Annotated in this window: 13 protein-coding genes, 1 pseudogene and 1 CRISPR repeat array; of the genes and pseudogenes, 7 read left to right on the top strand and 7 right to left on the bottom strand. The window is 38.9% G+C overall.

The features are described from left to right. Positions 1-28 precede the first annotated feature (28 nt). The 3 genes from AC13CS_RS11635 to AC13CS_RS11625 are packed head-to-tail and all read right to left on the bottom strand — an operon-like array spanning position 29 to position 6,755. Complete coding sequence (locus AC13CS_RS11635) at positions 29-2,332, bottom strand: zinc-dependent metalloprotease (protein ID WP_482888757.1); 2,304 nt, start codon at positions 2,330-2,332, stop codon at positions 29-31. Next, a complete protein-coding gene (locus tag AC13CS_RS11630; protein ID WP_293167324.1) occupies positions 2,319-3,716 on the bottom strand; it encodes a RagB/SusD family nutrient uptake outer membrane protein in 1,398 nt (465 codons plus the stop codon). Before AC13CS_RS11630 ends, AC13CS_RS11635 begins: the two co-directional genes overlap by 14 nt. A gap of 9 nt (positions 3,717-3,725) precedes the next feature. Further along, on the bottom strand, positions 3,726-6,755 hold the full coding sequence (locus tag AC13CS_RS11625; protein WP_293167325.1) for a SusC/RagA family TonB-linked outer membrane protein: 3,030 nt from the start codon (positions 6,753-6,755) through the stop codon (positions 3,726-3,728). Between the two features lie 722 nt (positions 6,756-7,477). On the opposite strand from AC13CS_RS11625, the gene AC13CS_RS11620 reads away from it, so the two are divergent. From AC13CS_RS11620 to AC13CS_RS11590, 7 genes are all read left to right on the top strand, one after another. Beyond that, positions 7,478-7,711, top strand: coding sequence for a helix-turn-helix domain-containing protein (locus AC13CS_RS11620; RefSeq protein WP_293167326.1), 234 nt, complete (start codon positions 7,478-7,480; stop codon positions 7,709-7,711). A gap of 364 nt (positions 7,712-8,075) precedes the next feature. Beyond that, entirely contained in the window at positions 8,076-8,639 is a 564-nt protein-coding gene (locus AC13CS_RS11615; protein WP_293167327.1) for a hypothetical protein, read from the top strand. Between the two features lie 7 nt (positions 8,640-8,646). Further along, complete coding sequence (locus AC13CS_RS11610; RefSeq protein WP_293167328.1) at positions 8,647-9,207, top strand: uracil-DNA glycosylase family protein; 561 nt, start codon at positions 8,647-8,649, stop codon at positions 9,205-9,207. A 213-nt stretch (positions 9,208-9,420) separates the two neighbouring features. Beyond that, positions 9,421-10,335: a hypothetical protein gene (locus tag AC13CS_RS11605; protein WP_293167329.1), complete on the top strand. Its 915-nt coding sequence runs from the start codon at positions 9,421-9,423 to the stop codon at positions 10,333-10,335. After that, complete coding sequence (locus AC13CS_RS11600; protein WP_293167330.1) at positions 10,332-10,505, top strand: hypothetical protein; 174 nt, start codon at positions 10,332-10,334, stop codon at positions 10,503-10,505. Before AC13CS_RS11605 ends, AC13CS_RS11600 begins: the two co-directional genes overlap by 4 nt. Positions 10,506-10,724: 219 nt before the next feature. Beyond that, a complete protein-coding gene (locus AC13CS_RS11595) occupies positions 10,725-12,560 on the top strand; it encodes a GmrSD restriction endonuclease domain-containing protein (RefSeq protein ID WP_293167332.1) in 1,836 nt (611 codons plus the stop codon). Next, a complete protein-coding gene (locus AC13CS_RS11590; protein ID WP_293167334.1) occupies positions 12,550-14,793 on the top strand; it encodes a GmrSD restriction endonuclease domain-containing protein in 2,244 nt (747 codons plus the stop codon). Before AC13CS_RS11595 ends, AC13CS_RS11590 begins: the two co-directional genes overlap by 11 nt. A gap of 24 nt (positions 14,794-14,817) precedes the next feature. Then, a CRISPR array of direct repeats spans positions 14,818-16,762; the repeat unit is 46 nt; unit sequence GTTGTGAATTGCTTTCAGTTCTTTAATTTTAAGGATGATTCACAGG. Between the two features lie 108 nt (positions 16,763-16,870). On the opposite strand, the gene cas2 is transcribed toward AC13CS_RS11590, so the two are convergent. From cas2 to AC13CS_RS11570, 4 genes and pseudogenes are all read right to left on the bottom strand, one after another. Next, a complete protein-coding gene (gene cas2, locus AC13CS_RS11585) occupies positions 16,871-17,215 on the bottom strand; it encodes a CRISPR-associated endonuclease Cas2 (protein ID WP_293167336.1) in 345 nt (114 codons plus the stop codon). Positions 17,216-17,231: 16 nt separating this feature from the next. Beyond that, on the bottom strand, positions 17,232-18,152 hold the full coding sequence (gene cas1, locus AC13CS_RS11580; RefSeq protein ID WP_293167338.1) for a type II CRISPR-associated endonuclease Cas1: 921 nt from the start codon (positions 18,150-18,152) through the stop codon (positions 17,232-17,234). 4 nt (positions 18,153-18,156) lie between these two features. Further along, positions 18,157-22,617 (bottom strand): type II CRISPR RNA-guided endonuclease Cas9, encoded by a 4,461-nt coding sequence (cas9, locus tag AC13CS_RS11575; RefSeq protein WP_293167340.1) that lies wholly within the window; start codon positions 22,615-22,617, stop codon positions 18,157-18,159. Between the two features lie 688 nt (positions 22,618-23,305). Continuing rightward, positions 23,306-23,451, bottom strand: a pseudogene (locus AC13CS_RS11570) (IS3-like element ISHor1 family transposase); the annotation flags it as partial. Between the last annotated feature and the right edge of the window lie 130 nt (positions 23,452-23,581).

The following is a 23,581-nucleotide window of genomic DNA, read 5'->3' as shown; positions in this document are numbered from 1 at the left end:
AGGGGCCTTGATCGAGGCTCCTTTATTTTTAGTACCCCTCGCTTGGGACAAATCCATCCATCAATTGCAGACACAGCAACAGATGGGCCTTGACCTCGGCATTTTCATTTGTCCTTAACCCTTCATTGAGCCGCTCCCTGACCTGATAGATTTCAGAAAGCAGCACACTCTTGGCCCAATCACTGTACATATTGGCATCAATCCTAGGAATGGCAAAGCGGTAGACTTTTTCATGGGAGATCCATTTCCCGGATTGCACGATATAGGCCCGTTGCAGTTCCTGTTGTTGCCTATCGATTAACTTCACATTCGAGAAAAGGCCGGCACCCAAAAGGGACATCATTTTTTTTGTTATTCCCTTATGGGATTCCAAACGTTCCATAAATTCCAGTCGTTTCAACCGACGGCCATCCAGAAGATCGTTCAACAACTTGATTTGATACTCCAAAAATCGATCTCCATTGGTGGAATATTGAATCTTGGCCAAAAACAGCGGATCGGACAACCATGCTTGTTGGGCAAAGGCATGTTGCAGCAAGAACTGCATCGCTTCCTCTTGTTTTGCCATTGGAATGGGATAGTAAACCCCACCTTCTTGGGAGCCTATTTTATATTGGATGGAATACCCGCCTATCATGGATACGAGCTGGTGCATGTAATGGTACCACAATTCCAAGGACTTGTCATACAGTCGTGCCAACAGGGCATTGTCCCGCTGATCTTCGTTCAAACTGGGCAACAGATCCATGACCCGTTTCATATTTTTAAGGCTCAAGCGAACACTTTCCACGGGGTCATCGTTCCCCACCACCTCATTAACTGTGCCCGGTCCCAAAACTTCCATGACATTGTTGTTATATCGCAACCAAGGAACAGTGTCCTGTTTGCTGACCATGGCGTCGAGATAGGGCAATTCGTCCTCCGGAGATAGGGCCTCCGGGAAGGATCGGTATCCCCAATTGATTTGGAATTCATCCATGGGGCCCACCCGTTGGATCAATAGTGAAGGTGGTATCCCATCTTCCGGTTGCACTACGGTATTGTGCCTGCAATAATTCATAACACTGGGGGTATGTCCCATGGTCTCCAACCAGGACCGATTGCGCATCTTTTCCAAAGGATAGCCAAACTCCCCGAAATTGGCATCCTTTAAACCCAAGATATGCCCCATTTCATGAGCGGTAACGTATTGTATCAATGCCCCGTTCAGCTCATCGGATAAAGGATATTCCCGTGCCCTGCTATCTATGGGGGCACAACGGAGCAAATAATCCTCGGACAAGCCGGGCATCAACGTGGACAAAAGGATATCCCCTTTGAGGATTTCCCCACTGCGCTGGTCAATGATGATGGCCACGGAAGAACCGCCTGTAACTGTATCCCCATCTCTCACCTTGGAATGCCTGTTCCATCGGATCATGGAGTAGTTGATACTGTTTCCGATACGCCCATCCAATTCCTCGGGCAGTTCCCGAACCTCGATAGCATTGGAGAACCCGGCCTTTTCAAAGGCCTTGGACCATTCCAGCACTCCAGCCCTGAGATAGGGTTTCCATTTGTCGGGCGTTTCGGGATCTAGATGCAATACAATGGGCTCGACAGCTTCACCCAACCTTTTGGATTTCTTCCTTTTTTCCAAGCGCCAACGGGTAATACTGCCTTTTTCTGTAAGCAGTTGTTCTCCCAATAGAAGGTCCTTGTTTTCATAAAAATAGGCCATGCGGTGATCATATAGTCTAGGGGACATGGGCTTTGGCAATCGATAAAAGCTAAAATCCGCTTCCATCGTCCGACTGGCGTTCCTATAGGCTACGGTCCTTTGGGTGCGTACTATGGTCTCGTTGTCCAAATAGACCACCTCTTCAATATAGGACAGGTCGGACAGTACACTTTCGGGCGGCCCGGGATGCCATGGGATTTGAGACCGTAAAAACAAGTCGGTCGCATCGATATGAAGGGTCGCGCCATCGCCACGGTCCTTAAGTATGGGAAAACGTCCAATAACCCGTGAGGTAATGGCCCGGCTCCCGAACAAGGGGAGTTCAACATCCAACACGGACTTGACCCTGGGTATGGTCAAAAGTACATAGTCTTTCTGCCTTGTCCATAGCACTTGATGGTCCCCGGTACCATGACGGACAAACAGCATTGGTGCGCCAAGGGCCTCGGGGTCCAGGCCAAGGATCAGGCGTTCGTCCTCTAATGTTGCCGATACCCCTGAAAAAACCTGCCCCCAGAGGGGACAGGCGACTAACCAAACAATGCATGAAAACAAAAATTGACATTTCATGTGCTTTGCTAAAGGGGTATGGGATATGTCAATAACCTTCATTTTGTGGCTGTAGTTTAGGGTTCAACAAGAGTTCTGACTCGGGGATGGGCAGTAAGCGATCGGTACTTTCCCAACCAGATTTGAAAGCCCCCAGCACCGCATTGGCCCTAACGGTCCGTTTCAGATCAAAAAAACGGTGTCCCTGTTCCAAGAACAGCTCCACCCGTCGTTCCGTGAGCACGGCATCCAAAAGAGAAGCCTGATCCATTATGGATAATGGATCGAGATTGGCCCGAGCGCGAAGGGCATTGATATTGGCCAAGGCCTGTGTTGGATTTCCCAAACGGGCATGCGACTCTGCCCTGATCAGATAGAGTTCTGCCAAGCGAAACTGCACGGAACACTCCCGAGTGACCGCTGTCGGGGCAAATTCCTTGTACTTTTTGTTAAAGTACCAAACTTCTTCCCCTTCGGAAACGGATCCTACCCAGGCTGTGCTTCGGGCATCCCCTTCCTCAAAGCTATCCAACAGCCTTTGGGATAGGGCTGAATTCGGGGGCGGTCCCGATACGATGATATAGGTAAACCCTTCATTGGTGTTGTCCCCCGACAGGTTGGGGCCCAATTGCCATAGGGTCTCTGGACTTTCCTTCAAGAACACCCCGTTAAGATCCGGGGAAAGGGCAAAACCGCCATTGGCGATGACATAGGTGGCTTCGTCCAGTGCCTTTTCCCAATCTTCCATATAGAGGTGGACACGGGACAACAGGGCCGCTGCCGTCCAATGGTCCGGACGTAGTCGTTCCACACCACCATTGGAGAGAGGCAACAAGGCTTTGGCGGTATTCAGGTCTTCCAGAATGTTTTGATAGACCCTATCAGTATCCGTTCGGGATACCTCATTATTGGTATCATAGTCCGTGGTATTGACATAGGGCACCGGCCCAAAGAGATTGACCAAATGGAAGTGTAAAAAGCTCCTGATGAAATGGGCCTCTCCCAAAAAGCGGTCCTTTTCCATTTCCGACAAACCAGTGGAAGATTCGACACCTTCAAGTATACGGTTGGCCGCATAGATGATGTTATAACTGGAGTTCCAAAGGTTCCTAACGGTATTATCGCTGGGCAGCACACTGTTTTGTGCCACATTGTCCACATCGGGAAGGTTGAGACTATAGAGATCCAGTTCATCGGTATAATGTCCCATCATGTACCCCAGTCCATTGGATGTCCCCGCCACTAGTGAATTTTCCCGTAGTTCTGCATAGATATGTGCCAGGGCGGCATCCACGGTGGCGGCATCCTCAAATACCACGGTACCCGTCAATTGGTCGATCGGTGGGTCCACCTCCAAAAAGTCTTCGCAGGACAAAAGCGCGGTAAGCAGTAGTAAGCTACCGAAGAGGTGACCAAGGTTATAGGATTGTATATTTCGTATTTTCATAATATCCGTTTAAAAGGTTAATTTGGTTCCAAGGCTGACCATCCGCAATGGCGGTACGGCTTGATTGCTACGTGTTTCGGGATCTAAGCCCTCAAAGCGCGTGATCGTAAAGAGGTTCTGCCCCCTGAGGAACAGTTCACAGCCGAACCCGTTAAATTCCTCATCAGTCAATCGGTAAGAAAAGGAAAGGGTCCGCAAACGGAGGAAGGAGGCATCCGAGATGGAGGCATCGCTTCGCCCGTAGTGCCTAAAGGCTTGGGTGGTTTGTGCTGTGCCGGTGGAAAAACGCTGTACGGGGACCACATCCCCTTCTTCCTGCCATCGTTGCAGTACCGATTTGGGCTGATTGCCCAACCGGCCCACCAGTACCCCTCCAGATGCCCAAAAATTATACCCCTCCTGTTTGGAGAACTGCAGCAACAGGTCCATCGAAAACTTGCCTATGTTCAGGTTGCTGGTCAACCCTCCGTAATATGAAGGATCGAGTTCCCTTACCAATTGGCGATCATCCGAGCTCGCTATGGCGCCATCGCCATTAAAGTCCTCAAATTCATAGAGACCGGTCTGTGGATTTATCCCGTTCCATTGGTAGACCTTGGCAATATTCAAAGGCTTGCCGACCACGTACTGATTGACATAGGTGGACCCCTCCAAATTGGGAAATTCCAATAATTCGTTTTTGGGAACGGTCAGGTTCACCCCCAGGGTCCAACGGAGTCTTTCCTTACGGATCACATTGGCGAACAGTTCCAGTTCCCAGCCCCGGTTTTCGACCGTTGCGCCCAAATTGGCATTGACCGATGAAAATCCAGTAGTGGCCGGAAGGGGAATACCCACCAACTGATTGGTGGACCGGTTGCGGTAATAGTTTGTGTTGAGCATGATCCGATCCCGAAAGAAACCCAGCTCCAGGGCAAGTTCCAGTTTTTTATTTTCCTCCCAGCTAAAATCGGGATTGAACAATCGGGTGGGATACAGCCCAATGGTATTTTGGTATTGTTGGGCCCCAAAGGAATAGGTATCGAGGTATTGGTATTCCCCGATTTGATCGTTACCAGAGGTCCCATAACTGCCGCGCAGTTTCCCATGGCTCATAAAGGGCAACCCTTCCTTTACAAAGCCTTCATCCCCAAAGAGCCATGCCCCACCGATCGCCGCAAAATTCGCATATCGCTTATCCGGTCCAAACCGACTGGAACCGTCCCTTCTTCCGGTCAGGTTCAAGAAATAACGCCCATGCAGCGATAGGTTGATCCGTCCATAGAGGGCCTGATAGCGATATTGCTCTGTAATATCGGCAACTGGAAACAGGCTGGAGGCCGCGGAGAGGTTCTCGATAAGGCTATTGTTGGTGAAGCCAAAGGCGAACTGGGAACGCCTTCTCGTCTCTTGGTTTTGAAAGGTCAGTCCTCCCAATGCGGCTAGTCTCAGCCATCCAAATTCCTGTTCGTACTGCAATTGTGGCTCGATGATCCAAGAGCTGCGCTCCCCGGTATTGTGCACGGCATAGGAAGACTCGGGCCCGATGCCAAAGGCAGGATCAAAAATGGTCGAGGGAACGGTGTTCAGTTCACGCAAATGGTTTTCAGTATACCCCAGATTGGTGGTCAGGCTGAGCCTGTCCCATAGCTTATAGATCAATCGGGCATTGCTAATCAGGGTCGTACCCTTCGAACCATATGTACCGTTGAGGGCCGCCAAAGGGTTCGTCCATGTGGAACCCTCCCAGTTGAGCTCCCCATCTTCTGTGTATAGTTCGGGGGCATTGGGCGCCAATTGTAAGGCCCGCAGCACCAATAGGCCATCCCCGGGTAGGTCATTGGTATTGGAGGTAAAGCTGGTGGAAAACTGTACCGAGAAGCGATTGTCCTTGGTCCTATGGCCAAGATTGCTCAAGACCGACACCTTGTCATTGCTAAAATTCCCAGGGAACACACTGCTCTGGAAAAAATAATTGCCACTGATCAGAAACTGGGTCAACTCGTTGCCCCCGGATACGGAACCACGGATATCCGTCAGATAGGAGGTACGCCCAAAAAGGGTTTCCTGCCAATCCGTATTTCTGTTGGGATTCCAAGTCCCGTTGACATCATAGGCACTGAACGGAATAGGGTCTATCCCGTCATTGGCATAGGCCTCTTTGCGCATCATCAAATATTCGGAGGTATTCAACATATCCACTTTCCGGGTCACCGATCCCAGTCCCGTCTGAACGTTGAGCTCGACCCGGATATCCCCTGACCTCCCTTTCTTGGTTGTTATCAGCACCACCCCATTGGCCCCACGGGAACCGTAAATGGCCGTGGCATCGGCATCCTTCAAGATCTCGATGCTCTCGATATCGGAGGGATTGATATTGTTCAAGGGGCTGATGGCGCCCCCTGGCAAGGGAAGGGAAGCCTGCTCCTCCCCCAGACTGCCCGAAGCAAAGGGAACCCCGTCTATGACATAGAGCGGTTCATTGGTCCCGGGTCGGATACTGTTCCGACCCCGTATCTGAATATTGAAGTTGGAACCCGGCAATCCCGAGAACTGATTGATCTCGACACCGGCTACCCTGCCCTGTAATGCGGCCAAAGGATTGGACAAGGGTTGTTTTTCGATGTCCACGGAAGTCACCTTTTCGATACTGCCCGTGCGTTCCTTCTCGGAAACGGTATAATAGCCCGCATTGAGCACGATCTCGCCCAAAACCGTTACATCCTCTTCCAAGGAAACAAAGACCTCTTCCCTACCCGCAATGGGCACGGAAAGGCTCTTGAAACCCACCATGGAAAAGATCAGGACATCGGAAGGACCGGCAGCAATGGAAAAGGAACCGTCCATATCGGACATGGTCCCGATATTCTTGGATTCCACCACAAGGTTCACCCCGGCCAGGGGATTCCCAGACGTATCGGTCACGGTGCCGGAAACGGTGGCCTGTGGTGGTTCCAAGAAAGTGCCCGCTTGCAGACTAAATGAAAAAAGGGGCATTAGAAAGACATATAGGAGCACAGGCAGGATTCCCCTGCGCATGCATATTATTGAATGTTGCATAAATTGAGTTCTTTTAATTAAAGCGTTAGTTGTTCTATACACTGCCCCATAAGTCACGGAAAAGCCGTAACTTCCAACAAGGACATCAAGGTTCGGACAAAGGCCATCCTGCCCAAAGAGCAAAAGCTCTCGGAAATAGGATTCCTAAACCAAAAAACATGGTTTCGTGATTGGGCCGGCTGCCCTCAAAGTGTACGTGAATTGTGGGACTAAAGGATATCGTGAACCGGAATAGTGTTACGTGTTCCCACAATCAAAAACCAAAAAAGGTTATACGGGATTCTTCGGCTTTTTACTGAACAGGATATCGAACACCGAATGTGATGTGCCAAAAACAGGACAATAACAAGGTGTAAACCCTACAAAAAAAAGTTGCCATAAGTTTCCCATAACCCAAATGGTTGGGCGATGCTCCGAAAGGACTAAAGAAACCAAACGCTAAGAAAAAGTTGGGCGTGGAAACTCAACTTAACGGACGGAGGCACTGGTAAATGCCCTGCAAACGATAAGTGAGCCCACGCCCGGGTCGTGAGCCAATCTACTTATCATCTCGTTCGCATAAAAAATTACCAGTTTTCCATCCGAGAATCAAAGCGATTGCTTCAAATATGTTCTAAAAGAAGAATCGCAAATTTAAATAACTGAATGCAATATAGTAAAAATATCTCAATTTCGGTCGAACGACCGAGATATTGTATTTCTCATCCTTTTCCTTTGTCTTGATGTCAAATATTAATGCTGAAATATGTAGCTATATAACCAAGGAGTGGTTGCTCCCTTGGATTAATGAGGGAAAATCCCAGAGTTCTTTTGCTGCTAAACATAATATTGATGAAAGTACTGTAAGGAAAATAAAAGGTAGGAAAGAATATAGAATACCGGTAGAAACCTTACATAAAATCTGTGAAGCTAGAGACCTAAAGCTTAGTGATTTTTTTAATTTGGTTAGACTTTGAAATTGAAAAATTAAGGGTAATACTTTTCCTTAAAATCTCTGTTTTTAATTTCCTTACAGAATTCCACATTCTATAGTTTTAGAAAATTCTTACATTTCATTCAATCCCCGAAAAGATTTATTGAATATTAAAAAAACTCTGCTGAACAATAAAACACAAAACTTGGGCCTAGCCAACCTTTTTGGTGGCATATACCCTGCATAGTTCAGTATATAAACAAGTTGTGCGTAATTTTGAAAAAAATATTGCGCTGAAATTCAACAACTTATAACATAAATATAAGAATTTAGACTTTTTAAAGTTGGGAACAAGTCGAAAAACCAACACAAATTTGAAGTAGGCAAAAAACTAAATTAACTAAAAAATGAATTTAAAATTTACAAAAAAAGCTGCATCGGTTTTAACATTATTAATTGTTTTGACATCTTGTTCTTCCAATAAAAAGGAAATAGAAGGCAAATGGTGGTATGAAATTTCAAGTTATGGAGATGAGATAATTATGTTTACATCTGATGGAAAAGCAAAAAATATGAACGATGATAAATTATTAGATTATACAATCGAAAAAAATATGATTTATCTTGACGGGGACACATTAATAATTTCAAAAGTAAGTGAGAAAAATTTAACTCTTTCAAAGGGCAAGAAAACAATTGACTTTAGACTTGCAAATAAAAAAGATTACCTAATAGGCGATTGGGAAGGTTCATATGAAAACGAAAAATTTGAGATTGACTTGAAGAAGGATAATGATTATAAAAGTAGAATGCAAGGAAAAAGAAATAGTGGAAAATACATAATTAATGACAATACGCTAAAAGTGGACAATGAAGAATTTAATTATGAACTATCAGAGGATTTCAACAACTTAACTTTGACATCCACGAAAAACAAAGTTTTTAAAATTGAATTATATCGTAATTTATAAAATATAAATGGGCTTAAAAATATCCTTTGATAATAAGCAAAGAGACTTTTCTAGAATTAAGTTTATAATTGTTGGAGATAATCCTGGTTACGAAGAGTACCAAAAAGGACGATTTTTTGTAGGTCCATCTGGGAGTATTTTAAGAAACCATTTCACAAAACACCAATTTGTAGATGACTTTGACGAGGAATGTATTGTTATAAATAAAACATTTCTAAGTACAAAAAGCACCAAAGAACTAAGAGAGATTAAAAGAAAAATCGGAGAAAAAAACTTCAACAACATTTTGTTATACACTTCTTATGAAGTCGCAAATTATTCTAATAATTTAAAAATTCCTATTATCATTATTGGGAAAAGCGAACTTAAGAATGGTGGTTTATTCAATGTTTTTTGGAAAAATCTCAATAAAATTAGTGAGTTTAAAGGTAATATTTACGTTTTCAAACATACATCAAATGGTAATTTTTCTAAAGACTGGAAACAATTTGAAAGAGAATCTAATTTGCAAGGAATAGATTTACTTAAATTTATCGGAAAAAATAATTTAAAGACACTATCCCAATAAAAAGCTGGCTCAACAACTGTAACCGTTCCTCCTTCGGCGGACAGTTGCACAAGTACTTGAACAGCGGGAACTATGCATTGCATTAAAACACTTAAACCGGACAAAGTCAGCTTATTTGTTGGTATATGCAGAATCAAGTTCCGTATATAAATATGGTGTGGGCGGGTTTGACCCAAACCGCTTAATTTTATTAACGACCTAGAAAATTTGGTTATGAAAAAAAAGATTGGAATATTTTTTATGGCTTTAGCTTTTATAACTCTTATCCCATTAGTAATTGGACTTTTTCAAACGGATATTGATAAAGAAAATATTATGGGGAACTTAATTGCTTTTTTTATGTTTCTAACAATTGGAGTAATTCTATTTCTGGCCGTTCTTTCAGATAAGAAGTATGATGTTAAGATGCAAAAAAAGTATGAGCTTGAACGAAAAAGAAAATCGGAGGAGGAAAGAAATATTAAAATATCTCAAGAGAAAGCAGAAAAAGAAAGATTTGTTGAATTAACAAATAAGGTTAGTGAGACCCTTAACTCTTATGCAAAAAAAGAAGGTGACGAGATTTTGTTAAATGACTTTAAGGACTTCGATATTTTGCTGAAGAAAAACCAAGATGTAATTATTGAAATAAAAAGGGAATATATTCAAGACTTCATTAAGATCTCAAATTATTTGAAAGCAAAAAAGGACAATATTAAGTTGGTTTTCAATTCAATCAACAATTCAAAAAGCATTCAAGAAGTAATAGAACTTGACAGACTTTTAAAAAATAAAATTTATACATACAATATTGTACTATTCCATTCCATAAATATGATAACATCGCTCGTAAAAAACGACATGATTATATTTTATGAGATTTACGAAAAGTTTGATGGATTAGATATTTTTAACTCAAATTGGGAAAAAAATATTTCAGAAAAACTCGATTTAATCGGAGATAAACTTGATGACATAAGTAATGAAATTGGGGATTTAAATTATATGTCCGAAAATTTACTGGAAAGTCTAGGCAAGGAAGTTACCGCGCAACTGGAGAGCATTGACTCATCCATTAAATTTAATAATCTCCTCACTGGAATTCAAGCATATAAATTGAACAACAACACAAAGAAATTAATAAGATGAGCCAACTATTCAAATGTATTGCTGAACAATATGCTAACAAGCAATTAGATGAAACTTTAAAAGTTTCAGACGTTAGAGAATGTTTGGGTAAAAGTAAACCTTTTTTAGCCAAACATTCTTTAGACCCAAATAAAAAAAGAAAAAAGTTTATGGGAAACCATATTTCGTAAGAGTGCGGAGAGGAGAATACAAAATAAACCCTGAATTTAAACCTGCCCACAAGAACTAAGCGTTCGTATAGTTGGTATGGCCCAGCATTGTAATCTGCCAACGCAACTCACCATATCTGCGTGGTGTTGTGCCTCATTAAGATAAGGCCAGCGCACAAGCAAAGTGTTCTCCGTACACATAGCTTTTTTTACAAACGCTCAGAGAAAAGATAAATCTGTATGAATAAACAAGAAAACCAAATCATATTAAAAACCATTACCGAGTTGTTGGGGCTACATTTTTATATACCCGATTACCAACGTGGGTACAGATGGACTAACCACAATGTAAGCCAATTGCTCAATGATATTTGGGAGTATAGGCATGACCCAGCAAAGGTTAATACATTCTACTGCTTGCAACCCATAGTGGTAAGAAAAAAAACGTGGCTATCAGAAAGTGGAGACACCATTGATGGCTATGAGTTAATTGACGGTCAGCAGAGATTAACCACCATTCATAGAATCCTGACCTACCTGAGAATAGAACACTTACGAATAGATAAATTCAGTGATGAATACCAAGAGGACATCTACACAATAGAATATCAAACACGACCCGAAACACGACAGTTTTTAAATCAAACAGAAGGCAATCTCACCAAACCCGATTTGTATTACCTAAGCAAGGCTTATGATACAATTAAAGATTGGTTTGAAAATAGTGGCAAGATTGAAGGGCGTTCCGATAAAAACAACTTTTTAGATACCCTGCTACCAAGTGTAAAGAAAGATGAAGCTGGCAACACCATAATGCCAGAGTGGAGTACGCAAATTATTTGGTACGAAATTAACGGCAATACACAAAAAAGCGAGGAGCTATTTACCCGTCTTAACAGAGGTAAAATACCGCTGAATAGTGCAGAACTTATTAAGGCAAAGTTTGTAAATCAAGAAAGCTTTAAAGAGTTTGGTGCGCAAGAAAAGGTAAAAAGGCGTACCCAACTTATACAGCTATGGGATGAGATTGAAAACCACCTCAACAACCCAAAATTCTGGGCATTCATATCCAATAAAAAGATGGATAGCTATTCTTCCAAAATAGAGTACTTGTTCGATATAAATACCCAAAAAAAAGATAATAGCAAAGACAGCCTGTATAGCTTCATTCACTTCTTTGATGAAAAGGAGAATGCAGATTCCCTTTGGGAAAAGTGGTTGAGTATAGAAGAGATTTATCGTTCACTAAGTTACTGGCACACCCATAAAAACTATTACCACAAGGTAGGTTACCTCATTGCCATTGGCACTAATATTATGGACATTATTCAACTCAAAAAAGAGAATAACAAAGACCTTTTTGAGAAAGAGATAAACCTATTAATAGCAGAGAGTATTCCAAACGATTGGGACGATTTAAGCTATGATAACCGTAACGACCACAAAAAGCTGATAGAAATTCTGTTACTGGTGAATACGGAGCTTACGAGAAAAAATAATAATAACAACGATTTCTTCCCATTTGAAATATACAAGAACATCAACAAGAGCTTAGAGCATATTCACGCTCAAAATATCATCGGCATTAATGAGAACAAGAGAGAGCAATGGTTCTCTTGGTTAGATATGCACCTCAATGTACTTCTATCAATAACTACGAATTCCAAAAAGGCTAATGAAATAATTGAGAAAGCAAACGCCATTGATAGGGAAAAATATACCTATGCTCAGTTTCAGGATTTAAGTGCTTCCATTATTGAAATCCTTCCAAAAGATGATGAAGATGAAAACCTTTATCTGCACAACATTAAAAACTTGGCTCTTTTAGGGTTAACAGAAAATATCTCATTGAGTAATTCCATTTTCGAAATAAAGCGAAGGAAAATCATAGAGATGGATAAGCAAGGAGCATTTATTCCTATTGCTACCAAAAGAGTGTTTTTAAACTACTATCAAAAGGAGTCTTATTCTCGATCATCTATCTGGTCTAAAATAGAAAGAGAGAATCACTTAGAAGAAATTAGCGAGTGCTTAAACCATTATTTAAACAAAACACCAGTGCTCAATGAAGCTTAAATTTACAGACATACTTGCCGATAAAGTTGAAATACCTATCATTCAACGAGATTTTGCACAAGGCAGAACAGATAAAAACACCAGTAAAATCAGGAGAGATTTCCTAGACGTCATCTTTGATACGATTTTAAAAAACAAAGAAGAAGTTATCCATAAAAACTTAGAGTTAGACTTTATCTATGGGAACAAAACACAAGGCGAAAATCCAATTTTCTCACCTATCGATGGACAACAAAGGCTTACGGTATTATGGTTGCTTTATTGGTTCGTAGCATCAAAAGAAAATATTCCCACAGACCAAAAAGAATCACTTCAAAACTTTGTTTACGAAACAAGGCACAGCACCACCATATTTTGCAAAAAGCTCATAGGCTTTAATCCTCGTTTCACAGGTGGAACTATTTCAGAGGAAATAAAAAACCAGTCTTGGTACTTTGAAACTTGGGATTTTGACCCAAGCATCCGAGCAATGCTTGTCGTTTTAGACGATATAGAATTTCGCTATATCGATTATGATTTAGAAGATACTTGGCAAGTTTTAAAAGACGACAATTGCCCTTTTGAAATGTATCAGTTGGTATTAAGTGAGTTCAAATTATCAGATGATTTATATATCAAAATGAACTCAAGAGGTAAGCCACTTACCGAGTTTGAATACTTCAAAGCCAATTTTTCTGAGATTATCACGAATGAGGAACTAAAGCAAAAATTTGAAAAGCAAATTGACCAGGATTGGTTTGACTGCATTTGGAATCTACTGTTAGAAACTGAAGAAGCTCAAAACATAAAAGATATTGCCTTATTGGTGGACAATAGCTTTTTAAACCTCTTCAATTTTATCACCTACGTTATTGGTCTTAAAAATGACATACAATACACCGATACTGTAGAATCACCCAAAGAGCTTAAAAGTATTTACAGCAATGAAGACAACGTAAAAGAAATCTTTTCCATTTTAGACAATTTGGTACTCAGCAATGAGACGAACCCTAATTTTTGGAAGAATACCTTTTATTTTGAAAAAGCCAACTACCATAAGGATAAAACAAGATTATTCTTCCCTCATAAGGAGAACAACTTATTAGTTCGGTGTTTGCTGTACTTTGAAAAGGATAGAGGTTTTAGCTTACCAGAGCAACTTTTACTGCATAGCTATTTATTCCAAAACATACACCAAACGGAAGACTTTGAAAGGAAAGTAAGAATATTAAGAAACCTTGTTGCAAACTCAGAATTTGAATTACGTAGAGAAACCTTGGTGGAGAGCATCACAGAGTTAGAAGCCTTCCTATTGAGTTTTGATTTTGATACATTAAAGAGATTTAAAACCGACCAAATACAAGAGGAAAAAGAGAAAGAACTATTCTATCAAACCCAAGAAGCTGTTGATACTTTTTATCGTTTAGAGGATAGTGACTTTTTTAGAGGGAACATTTCCATATTTCAATTTGACGACCACACAGAGAACCGAGCCTCTCAGTTTTTGAAATACTTTGATGAAGATTTCCTAATTGAGGACTTCACTAATAGGTCTAATTTTTTACTCTGTTTCGGTGACTATACCCAACACGATAGCGGAAATGAAGAGAGAAAAGAAGGCTGGTACAATTTTCTTTCCTCAAATAAGAAGGTCATTCGAAAATTTTTCACTACACCTGGTTTCGGAAAGAAGAAAGATATTTTTTCGCATACTCGACCAGTGCTAATGAAGTGCTTGGACTTCTTAGTAAACAATCCTAACACAGTTATTAAAGAACACATTAGAACTGAGCTTGAAGCTTACCAAGAAAAGGCCAAGGATTGGAAATATTACTTTTTACAATATCCATCCTTCCGCAGCGAATGTTCCAGAGGTTATTACTATTCATTTGACGATTATGTATACAATAAGATGCGTCAGAAGCAATTCAATGGTTTTAACTGGTGTCCGTTTTTTTATGAAGTTAATCGGCAGATTAAGAGTAAAAAGCTAACTCTTGGTGACTACAACGATTTACTCTATCTGAAAATCAAGAAAAACACCATAAGTATCAATATAGATAGAAATCATTTCCTTTTTGAAAATCAAAATGCAGAAGGTGCTGAAAACCCAATTTATGATGATCTTATAACTAATGAAGTAATTGATGAGCAAGGCATTCTAAAAGTACAGCAAAACGCTGAAGGATTGGATACGGAAGACAGGGTTGAAAAATTGGTTGAGTGCATTAATTCAATACTTCAAAGGAAATAGTATTAGGAAAGGGTTGCTGGTGTAGTTGTGAATTGCTTTCAGTTCTTTAATTTTAAGGATGATTCACAGGACGAAAAGAATCGTCCTTGCGTGGTACAAGGTTGTGAATTGCTTTCAGTTCTTTAATTTTAAGGATGATTCACAGGGAACGGGCATCGTTCAACAACCGCTTACTGGTTGTGAATTGCTTTCAGTTCTTTAATTTTAAGGATGATTCACAGGAACATTGGAAGCTAAAAAAGAGGCCGAGCAGTTGTGAATTGCTTTCAGTTCTTTAATTTTAAGGATGATTCACAGGATATTAAAATCACAAATAAATAGAAATTATGTTGTGAATTGCTTTCAGTTCTTTAATTTTAAGGATGATTCACAGGAAGGCCAGTGTGCGCATCAATGCCATGCAAGTTGTGAATTGCTTTCAGTTCTTTAATTTTAAGGATGATTCACAGGAGGCACCTATACTGGACAAACTTTAAATTAGTTGTGAATTGCTTTCAGTTCTTTAATTTTAAGGATGATTCACAGGTGAAGTTCAAAAATGATATTCAGTCAAATGGTTGTGAATTGCTTTCAGTTCTTTAATTTTAAGGATGATTCACAGGATGGATAACCACCCACCGATGAAACGTCCGGTTGTGAATTGCTTTCAGTTCTTTAATTTTAAGGATGATTCACAGGACTTGAAAGGGTATTGTCGTCCTTGTCCTTGTTGTGAATTGCTTTCAGTTCTTTAATTTTAAGGATGATTCACAGGAATATCACCTTTATCCCCATCACCAACGCCGTTGTGAATTGCTTTCAGTTCTTTAATTTTAAGGATGATTCACAGGTGTCCTTTAGGCCGGTATATTGTTCAAATAGTTGTGAATTGCTTTCAGTTCTTTAATTTTAAGGATGATTCACAGGTAAAAATACTAGAACAATGAAATTACAAGTGTTGTGAATTGCTTTCAGTTCTTTAATTTTAAGGATGATTCACAGGACGTAAATATTTTTTATGTACATCATATTGTTGTGAATTGCTTTCAGTTCTTTAATTTTAAGGATGATTCACAGGATTTGAACAAAGACGAAAAACCAAATCCTTGTTGTGAATTGCTTTCAGTTCTTTAATTTTAAGGATGATTCACAGGGCAAGCGGTTCAGTATTTGAAGTGCATACTGTTGTGAATTGCTTTCAGTTCTTTAATTTTAAGGATGATTCACAGGTTTTTTCTCCCATATATAATTTTCCTCAACGTTGTGAATTGCTTTCAGTTCTTTAATTTTAAGGATGATTCACAGGGCAAGGAAGAAATTACAATAACCAAGGAGAGTTGTGAATTGCTTTCAGTTCTTTAATTTTAAGGATGATTCACAGGTAGGATTTAGATTTTTATGTAACCCTAATTGTTGTGAATTGCTTTCAGTTCTTTAATTTTAAGGATGATTCACAGGAAACGGCGCATATACTTGACGCCCGTTTTGGTTGTGAATTGCTTTCAGTTCTTTAATTTTAAGGATGATTCACAGGAGCACAAGTCTGAATATGTTGTACTAATCAGTTGTGAATTGCTTTCAGTTCTTTAATTTTAAGGATGATTCACAGGCCAAAGTCGACAGCGTTGAATCGCTTCGAAGTTGTGAATTGCTTTCAGTTCTTTAATTTTAAGGATGATTCACAGGGATCACCGGTGAAAGTATGGATGTCTTGCTGTTGTGAATTGCTTTCAGTTCTTTAATTTTAAGGATGATTCACAGGGATCACCGGTGAAAGTATGGATGTCTTGCTGTTGTGAATTGCTTTCAGTTCTTTAATTTTAAGGATGATTCACAGGATTCGATTTGGCTCGGTATATTTCTTTACTGTTGTGAATTGCTTTCAGTTCTTTAATTTTAAGGATGATTCACAGGGCTAAAGGAAGTTTCAATAAGACCGTTACCGTTGTGAATTGCTTTCAGTTCTTTAATTTTAAGGATGATTCACAGGATACTTTCCGTAATAGGCTGGTATCCTGTTTTTTACACAAGTATTAGAAGTGTGTTTTTATTAATACTTTGCTGGGTGTCGAATGCGCTCAACTATGCAATTTGATTGCTAAAACAACTCAAGTTGTTGGCTAGGTGGCTCTGGTGGTACCTCTTTTTGCCCATGAAACAGTTCCATCATGCCAAACTGTTTGTCCGTTATCTGCATAATGCACACCTTCCCTTTTTTTGGCAATGCCCTTTTTGTGCGCTTTATATGAACTGCGGCATTTTCCCTGCTGGGGCAGAATCTACTATAAATGCTAAATTGGAACATGCCAAAACCATCGTTCAAAAGGTCTTTACGGAATTTGGTCGCATGCTTGCGTTCCGTGAACGTTTCAGTTGGCAAATCAAAAAATACAATTACCCACATACAACGGTATTGGTTAAGACGAGTCAAATATGATTCCATGATTCTCCATTTAACTTTAATTGACTAATGTTTCCAAAGAGGTTTTAAACTCTGGATAAAGTATCTTTCGCCTACTCCCTTCAAAACATTCGACTAGACTGGCTGTGGTTCGGCTCATGGCATTCATTAACGGACTTTGCTTTTCATCGATGAGAACATCCATGGCAGGAATAGTTAGCAGGTGGGCCTTTATATTTTGGTTTAAATCTTCAAGTGAACATCCTGTTTGGACAATATCATAGACCAAGGTATCCACAAAAGGACGATAGGGCTCCATAACATCGTCCGCCAAACAAAAGGCATTGTACTTGTTGTGATGAAAGATTCCCAATGAGGGCAATAGACCACTGCTTACCAATGCCCTTGCCGCAACAGCCCTTAAGATGGCATAACCATAGTTCAACAAATTATTGGGTGGCACACCTTTTTGGTTACGGCTAAAACCTTCCAGTTCGAACAGGTTTTGAAAATAAAAGGCTGCCGCTAATGCTTCCTGATTATTCCAGTCCCCTGTTTTCACATCCTTTGCATACCGCTTTAACCGAAGTGCATTTTTTCCCCTTGCCAAAAAATGATTGGCCTGGTTCTCTATTTTGGCGGTAACCGTTTGCTGCCATAATTGTTTTTTTAAGGGTAGACTGGCATTAAGTTGGTGGCGCATACGCTCTGTCTGCTCGCTATGACCTACCAAAGGCTGGAAAAAAGAACAAGGCAGGTGTTGTTTGTCACAGGTGATAACAGCTGTTTTGTTTTGCACCAATTTCATTAACAATCCATTTGTGATTGTGATTTGGGGGTCTTCCAAAACTATATATCCCAAATCTTCAATGGGAATGGTCGCTTCCTTTTTACCTTCATCAGGAAAGTTGACCACCAACTGTTCGTTTTTGGTACTTAAATAAGCAGGATTGCTAAAAAAGAGCGTACGTTTTATCATACTTCTATGCTATGGTAATATTTCCTAGTCGATTTACTTTTAGTTTTACTACTACATTTTTCTCTTCAGTAAATTCGATTTTGTTAAGTTGTGTATATTCAACTTTATTATAGATTGCTTTTGCTACACTAAATGGAATAACATATAATCTGGTCTTAGTAAAACTTACAACTTTATAAATTCTATTATTTTGTTCAGTAGTTAAATACTTAAAATCGATAGCATCCAAGTTTTCTAACTCTTCATCTGTAGGTACATACACCAAGTCATTGGGAGATAGTACAAATAAAAATTTACCTTTTTTGGGTTTAGGCTGAATAGGTAAACGTTCATTTTTTGGTAAATGTGCTACTTGTTTTTGGTGTTCAATCACTTCATTTAACGGTACGGTTTCGTAATTTCTTTTTTGTTTTTTTTCATCCCAGTAAACCGCAAAAAAGAGGTTGGTGCCTTTTGCGGCTTCTACATATTTCTTGTTCTTAGCGGAGTTTTCATTTTCAGATATGGAAAATTTACTCCCCACTTCAAAAAATTTGACTTTATAAATAGGTTGGTGCTTTTTACCATTGTTCAAAGCGACAATATTTCTGTTTAAACCTTCGATTCCTTCATCACTAAAGGCTACATCATATTTAATTTTGCCCTTTTCATCTACATAGTTTTTTAAATGATTAGGCAATATCACTTCTCTTATTTGTGGGTCAGTTATTTTAGCTAAGTGTTTTTCATTTTTAATGTCTGCCAAAGAGCCTCTTACAGCTGTCGCTATTTTTCCTTTAGGCGTTTCAATATTATATTTTCCAGAAACGGTTTCTTTATGCATTGCCTTACGTATTGCCCAATTATCACCTTTTGTTTGCTTGCGTAACTTTTTAATAGGTTTACCACTTTTGTCTAAATTCAAATTGCCATTTTCATCTTTGTAGGACCAAAATTTGTTGTTGGCTTTATTGATAACACGTAAGTTTTGCTTATAACTAATCACTGTTTTTTCTAGTTGATTTTTAGCTTCGCCTGTAAAGCCTTGCCAGGGCATTTGAAAAGCTTTGGTATAATCGCCTTGTTCGTTTTTAATCAATAACTTATCTCTTAATCCATAATTTTTCTTTTCTGTATTTAAAGCACTCAAGTAATGACTATGATTACGCGTACAACAGGCCACAACCAAAGCGTCTAATGCGTGGTGACGATGGTCTATACGCTTTTTACTAAAGCCTTTTAGCAATTCATCGGGTACAGTTGGTATGATATTACCGCTGGTATTGATTGCGGTAAAATCGTTGGTTTGTGTTAATTGGTTCAAACGTTCAAATCGCGGTAAGATGAGTTCGTTCCATTTATCATTTAACCCCCAATCGTTTTTCAGTTTTGAGGTTACTGAACCTGTTACGGGAATTAAATTTTTAGAAGTTGCTTCTTGCTCTCCTTCTTCACGTACAATATTGCTCAACAAAGCCTTAACTAGTTTACTGATATATCGACTATCGTTCATTTGCCTGTTGATAAAACCTTCTGGGATATCTTCACTCAAAAGGTTTTTCAGTTTTTGGCGGTTATTTTTAAAGTATTGGTTAACGTGGGCTTCATATTCTGCAAGACCTAATAATTTATGCCCATTGATAACGTTTCCGCCCTTTGCGCTTAAATATTCAAATGCCGTTTTATTGTCTTTATCTTCATTTACAGCACTTTCACAAATAATTTTATTACTCAATGAGTTATCAAAATAGCGAGATTGTGGAATAATATGTTCTATTTGATATTCGTGTGAAAATAATTTTGACAAAGGAATGGGCTTGCCTGTATAAGGTGAAATATACCCTTGCTCCAGCCATAAACGATAACGCTGTATTTCCTTTAGTGTTGGACTGTTGCTGCGTCTAATTTTGGCTATTTCATCTTCGCTAACTTTTGAATAATCTGCTTTTGGGTTTTGATATATACCTTCTTCATAGATTTTTAATAAATCTTGTTGACTTGGTGAATAATCTCGTACATCAGCTTCAATAGAATCGTCATTCATCAGGTCCTTTAATACTTCTCTGATCCGAAGATTGGTATTTTCGTTTTCGGTATTTCGTTTTGAAATTTGTTCCCTTTTACTTGCCGGGTTTTTCATTTCACGACCTAGCTCAACGTGAATTTCATTGAAAAAACCAGGTTGGCTTTTGCCGTAGTGTTTCCAAATGTCTCTTACAACACGCAAGGTTTCGGTAACCGCTTGCTCTACAATAGGATTGCGTAGCGAATGTTGCTTGAAATTATCTAGATAGGTATCAATATCCTCAGGTGTTTTCCAATTTTGGATATCTCCAATTTCCGAATGTCTACCATAAACCAAATAAGTCGCTTGGTATGTATTCAAACCTATTAAAGGATTTTTATCTTTAAATGGAACAAAACTTTTTATAACTTGTTTTTTTACATCATCATCACTAACATTCGCTAAAGCTTCTGCCAATTGTTTAGCGTTGTAATCGTCTTTTAAGTGAAGCGCATTAACACGTTCCATAATTTCCGAAACACGTTGTTTTACTTTATCTGAAATGTCATTTTCGTTCCAATATTTACCTTTACGCATTAAAGGCAGCAATTTGTTTAAGGCTTTTTTAGAGTAGCCGCCATAATCGCTTTTAAATGGTGGGAATTTGATAAAACTATTGACAAAAGATCCTTCATCCAAATGGTGTTTTAGAGCAAATTTTACTAAAGCAGATTTATATTCATTGATATCTGAAACTGAATAAATAATATGCCATAATTGCTCAATTCTGGTTACAAAAGAGCTATTACTCTTAGTGCCGAGTTGTGTTTTTTCGTCTAAAAAGGTGTCGACATCATCAATTCCTTCCACTTTTGTTAAACGAGAAATAAATTGCGCTCTGGTTTCTGCAAAAGGATATTTTTTATCTTCCACATAATTCCATCGGTAATGGTCTTTTTTTGACTTTTCGATACGTTTTTTATCAATAAAATACTTTATAAGCTGCTTTTGTTCAAGTTCTCTTTTGCTTTGTAAAAAGTCGAATAAGGCTACCCAATCACCATCATTTTTCAATAGTTGTTTGGTTACATCTATCAATTCACCTTTATTGGTATCTACTTTATCATATATTTTTAAGTTTTGCAACCATTGCCAAATTCTAAATTCTTGAAATAATGGATGTGATTTTGGAATGCCTTTTATCGCTTGCCTAACTATTTCTTTTTTACCGGTTTCTTTATTCGTTTTATTGTACACACGCTGTTCTAATTGACAGCCCGAAATATTGGATTTTTGACTTTTGAGAGGACGCTGGTAAAAAATAATATCGTCAATCAATAAATACAGAAAGTCACGGTTTTTTATAGCATTTTGGTGTGCTTCATTTCGTGGGTACAATTCTTTAATACAAGCATTATAAAGCTTATTTGAAAACAGTTCAGGCTGAAGTTCTATTTGTTTGCTTAGTATTTTTTTTAATTCATCTTTATAATACTTACGCTCAATAGTTTTTACAAGCTTACCTCTTATTTTTTGTGTTGGTTTTTCAAGTAAGGTTTCATAAATGAATTCACCAACCGTTTTGTTTGAGCGTTCTATGTCTTGTTCCGTTTTAGCTTTTATGGCGGCCCAATCTTTTTCAGAATCTACGGCTTTATAAGTTCTTTTAATATCCCCATTTTTCAACATTTTAGTAGTAACAATAAATTCTTTTGTCCTACTAATCCAGTCTTCGGTTTTTACTATTTGTTTGTCATACTTCCAACCATTTTCAAAAATCACATCAAATAATGGTTTTCCTTTAACAGCTTCCCCGGAGTCAATAACTTCTTTTACTTTTAGTTGAACAAATTGCTTGTCCTTTTCATCATCAATTTCTTCGCCTCTTAACTGATAATACCCTCGTTTTTGGTTGAAATTTAAAATTACCCAAGCTAATTCTTGTTTTGTTAAAGGTTGTGATAGTGCTTTTTTACGTAAATAATAGAGTGTCCAATCGTAAGGAACCTTTGTTTCATTTCCGTTAGACTTTACATAAAACAAGTCGGGTTGAGCTACTTTAAACTGCTCAAGCATTTCATTAAAGGAAGGTTTAAAAATAAACTCGTATTTACCATCCGCATTGGGTCTATAATTTAGTTTTACTTCTTTCCCTTCTTTAAATTGACCTAAGCGTTTTTCAAAATCGATTTGTTGTGCATAATGTTCTGGTAAAAAGCCAAGTATATTCAACACGCGATGTAAACGTTCTCTTCGTAAATTATCTCGTTGATACAAGCGTCTTACTCCACGATAACCTGTTCTTTCAGCTGTTTGTGATATTGATTGACCTGCATCAAATTTCCCCAAAACATCTGCACTCATTGGAATAATCCGAACTCCTAAATCCTCGATTTCCCCTTCTTTCTTATTAAAGTTATTTTTAATAAGTGCCCACCCAATGGAGTTTGTTCCTAAGTCCAGTCCCAAAATTTTTTTCATGGTTAAGTTTTTATATAAACAATTTAAAATGATTTTCTTTCTATTTATTACGTTTTTCTGTAAAATCCATTATTAAATTTTACTATTTTAGCAAAACTGAAAGCAATTCACAATAAGGATTATTCCGTTGTGAAAACATTTAAAGCGGCATTAGTTTAATCTTATGTCGCTTTTTTTTGCTTGAATGTTACACAAGGGTATTTCCGAAGTACTCTCTGCTTGTTTTTACTGGGGGTGGGAATTTATCACATTGGCCATATCTCTTACACCGGTGATTTTTTAAATTTAGGAATTTAAATTTTATTAAGATTCTTTGAGTAGCACAGTCTTAATTTCCCCTTTAGGCCGTTGCCATAGATAGCGTAAGAGGGAATTGTACAACCCAAAACCTTAGCTTAGATAGGTTCTACATTTTCCATATATTTACTATATAGTTGCCACACCGCGGTCAAGAATGGGCCAGCACCTTGCGGGTGATGGGGGCACGGACGGCTGATAAAGACAGCGTGGTGTGGCAATGAACCCGTTTTTTTTTAATGAATCTACAACCATCGATATCACTAGACTTAATCTACGATAATTTCCATTATTTGATGGACTAACCAATGGATTTGCAATAAAAAATTGGACAATAGATTAAGCTACATTTTTAAGATTATATAAGTATTCAAATTCCTTTATGGCCTTAAAAAAAGGATTCCGCAACGACATTGTCCCAACAGTCTCCCTTTCGGCTCATACTCTTCTCTACACCCTTATAGCTCTTTCCAACAGGTCGACAAAATCATGACAGGCGTATTGAAAACCCCTGTCGGAATGGAATATCAATGTCTTTGAGAGGTCTGCTAATATTTGCCATTAGTTTTCCAACTCTTTTCTCTTCTCAATTAATTGAGTGTTCAAAGCCAACACTCGACCAAAAATTGATCAGAATACGTAAAACCGTAATAGAAGAAATAGAATG

This window comes from Flagellimonas sp. B-3 (genome assembly GCF_056857835.1).
The sequence above is the reverse complement of the archived record's forward strand: the minus strand, read 5'-3'. Positions and strand labels throughout refer to the sequence as shown.